At 68.1% G+C, this 3,060-nt stretch carries 3 protein-coding genes and 1 pseudogene; all 4 read left to right on the forward strand.

Features of this window, described 5'->3' with window-relative positions; all coding sequences use genetic code 11:
* Positions 1-291: pseudogene (locus tag VGZ32_RS27230) on the forward strand (hypothetical protein); the annotation flags it as partial.
* Between the two features lie 77 nt (positions 292-368).
* Entirely contained in the window at positions 369-1,649 is a 1,281-nt protein-coding gene (locus VGZ32_RS27235; protein ID WP_326889081.1) for a geranylgeranyl reductase family protein, read from the forward strand.
* Positions 1,650-1,699: 50 nt separating this feature from the next.
* Positions 1,700-2,200, forward strand: coding sequence for a GNAT family N-acetyltransferase (locus VGZ32_RS27240; RefSeq protein ID WP_326889082.1), 501 nt, complete (start codon positions 1,700-1,702; stop codon positions 2,198-2,200).
* 384 nt (positions 2,201-2,584) lie between these two features.
* On the forward strand, positions 2,585-3,060 hold a 476-nt coding region (locus VGZ32_RS27245), incomplete at its 3' end, for a LysE family transporter (RefSeq protein ID WP_326889083.1).

Below are 3,060 nucleotides of genomic sequence, written 5' to 3' on the forward strand. Positions count from 1 at the left end.
CTCAGCCACTCGCCACTGACCTGCCAGGGGCACGCCAGCTATCAGGAATCCGCGTACTACACCGCGCCGTCCGGAGCAGGGGTCTTCGACGCGGGCACGATGCGGTGGGAGTGCGCCCTCGGCTCCCAGTGCTCCTCCCACCTGACCGCGGCGGATCGTGCGTTCGTGCGGACGGCGACGCTGAACCTGCTCACCGCCTTCGTGCAGGGCCTGGCCGGAAAGTCCCACCCGGCCTCCGACAACACCGCCGCCGACGGCGTCCCGAACTCGGCCGGACTCGGACTGGACTGACGGTCACGCGGCCGGGACCGGGTCCACGGAGTGATCCGCCCGCCGCCTGCCACCAGGGCCTTGTTTAGACTGCTTGCGTGGCGACCCAAAACAGCGAGAACACCGCCGACGTGATCGTCGTCGGCGCCGGACCGGCCGGTTCGGCGACGGCGTACCACCTGGCGCAGGCCGGGCTCGACGTGCTCCTGCTGGAAAAGACCGAGTTCCCGCGCGAGAAGGTCTGCGGGGACGGGCTGACCCCGCGGGCCGTGACCCAGCTGGTCCGGATGGGGATAGACACCTCGCCCGGGAACGGGTGGCTGCACAACAAGGGCCTGCGGATCATCGGCGGCGGCCGGACCCTCGAGCTGGACTGGCCGGAACTGGCCTCGCACCCGAACTACGGGCTGGTGCGGCCGCGCTCCGACTTCGACGAACTGCTCGCCCGGCAGGCCCAGAAGGCCGGCGCCCGCCTTCTGGAGAACTGCAACGTCGCCGGGCCGATCCTGGACGAGCGCACCTCCCGCATCGTCGGGGTGAACGCGCGCCTCGGCAGCGGCAAGAGCGAGACGGCGTTCCGCGCGCCGATCGTGGTCGCCGCGGACGGGAACTCCACCCGGCTGTCGATCGCGATGGGGCTGCGCAAGCGGGACGACCGGCCGATGGGCGTGGCATACCGGGCGTACTACCGAACGCCGCGCCACGAGGACAACTACCTCGAGTCGTGGCTGGAGCTACGCGACGCCAACGAGCCTGACCGGCTCCTACCCGGCTATGGCTGGATCTTCGGGATGGGCGACGGCACCTCGAACATCGGCCTGGGCATCCTCAACACCTCTTCGGCGTTCAAGGGGGTCGACTACCGCGACATGATGCGGCGCTGGCTCGCCTCGACCCCACCCGAGTGGGAGATGACCGAGGAGAACCGGACCGTGCCGATCCGCGGCGCCGCGCTGCCCATGGGATTCAACCGCAAGCCCCACTACACCAGGGGCCTGCTCCTCGTCGGCGACGCAGGCGGCATGGTGAACCCGTTCAACGGCGAGGGCATCACCTACGCCATGGAGTCCGGCGAGATCGCGGCAAAGGTCATCGCGCAGGCGAAGTCGCGCCGCACGCCCTACGACCGCGAGCTGGCCCTGTCCGACTATCCCAAGATCCTGAGTCAGACCTACGGCGGCTACTACACCCTCGGACGGCTGTTTGTGCAGCTGATCGGCAATCCGAAGGTGATGCGGGCGGCCACCCAGCGTGGGCTGTCGCATTCGATGCTGATGCGCTTCACGCTCAAGCTGCTGGCGAACCTCACCGACCCGCGCGGCGGCGACGCGATGGACCGGATCATCAACGGTCTGGCGAAGGTTGCTCCCAGTGCGTGACGGCCAGATCTGGCGTGGGGAGATCGCCGCCCTGGGAGCGGCGGGATGAGATGACGAGCGAGTCCGTACGGCTGACAGCAATGCGTCCAGAGCACGCCGCGCAGGTCCTGGAGATCTACCAGCTCGGCATCGACGAGGGACAGGCCACATTCGAGACGGACGCGCCGACTTGGGAGGCGTTCGACAAAGCGAAGCTGCCTGCGCACCGCCACGTCGCCATCGATGAGAGCGGTCGGGTGCTCGGCTGGATCGCGGCGAGCTCTGTCTCGGACCGCTGCGTCTATGCCGGAGTGGTCGAGCACTCCGTATACGTACACCCGGACGCGCGCGGCCAAGGCATCGGATTCGCGCTGCTCGGCGCACTCATCGCGTCGACCGAGGAAGCCGGGATCTGGACCATCCAGTCCGGGATCTTCCCGGAGAACACGGCTAGTCTCGCGCTCCACCGGCGCGCCGGATTCCGCGAGGTCGGCACCCGCGAGCGTATCGGCAAACACCACGGCGTGTGGCGCGATGTCGTCATGCTCGAGCGCCGCAGCACCCGCATTTGACGCGCCGCTCGCACCCGCGACGCGGCGTTCAAAACGGCCGGTCGTCTTGAGCGCACAGCGAGGCAGACAAGAAGCCGACGTGAAAATGACCGGTCGTCTTGCGGGTGATGCGGCGATCGCGCGGTAGAAGTGAAGCCGTGTGTGAAAATGACCGGTCGTCTTGACCGTGCAGTGAGATGGGCATGAAGGCGCGCGAAGACGACCGGTTGTCATGAGGGTCCTTCTGCGCTCGCGCGGCGGAAATGAGTTGCGCGGGGAGCCCTGTCTTCCGCAGGCTTTGCCCATGACCGCGACCACCATCGCCCGCCTGCTGTCCGACGCTGCCGTCTTGGCGCGTGGCCAGCAGCAGACGGGCCGAGTGCGGAGGCCGATTCCCTTCCGCTCGTGATCGCCGCGCTGGCCGCGGGACTGCTCGCGGGGTACGGCGTCGCGGTGCCTGTCGGAGCGATCGGGACATATCTTCTCGGTCTGACGGCTCGCACGTCGCTGAAGATCGGAGCGTGTGCGGCGCTTGGCGTGGCGAGCGCAGACGGTCTCTACGCAGCGGTCGCGACTTTAGGCGGCGCTACGCTCGCCCGGGACATCCGGCCGATCATGCCTTCGTTGCGGTGGGCCTCGGCGTGCGTCCTCTTGATTCTGGCGATCCGGGGCGGCGTCATCGCGGTCGGCAAGTACCGCAAGCGGCAGTCGCTGGCTATCGCTGCGGCGGACACTGTGTTGCCGACGAGTCCCGTTCGGGCGTTTCTCGGACTCCTCGGGATGACGCTGCTGAACCCGACCACGGTGATCTACTTCGGCGCGCTCGTTCTCGGTACGCAAGCTGCGGCACCTCTGGATCGCTTGGCGCAGCTTTCATTCGT

Source organism: Actinocrinis sp., assembly GCF_035938995.1.
Lineage (GTDB): Bacteria > Actinomycetota > Actinomycetes > Streptomycetales > Catenulisporaceae > DASZGI01.

Coding starts and splice junctions, on each gene's coding strand:
- VGZ32_RS27240 (WP_326889082.1), top strand. CDS start 1,700: ATGACGAGCGAGTCCGTACGGCTGACAGCAATGCGTCCAGAGCACGCC.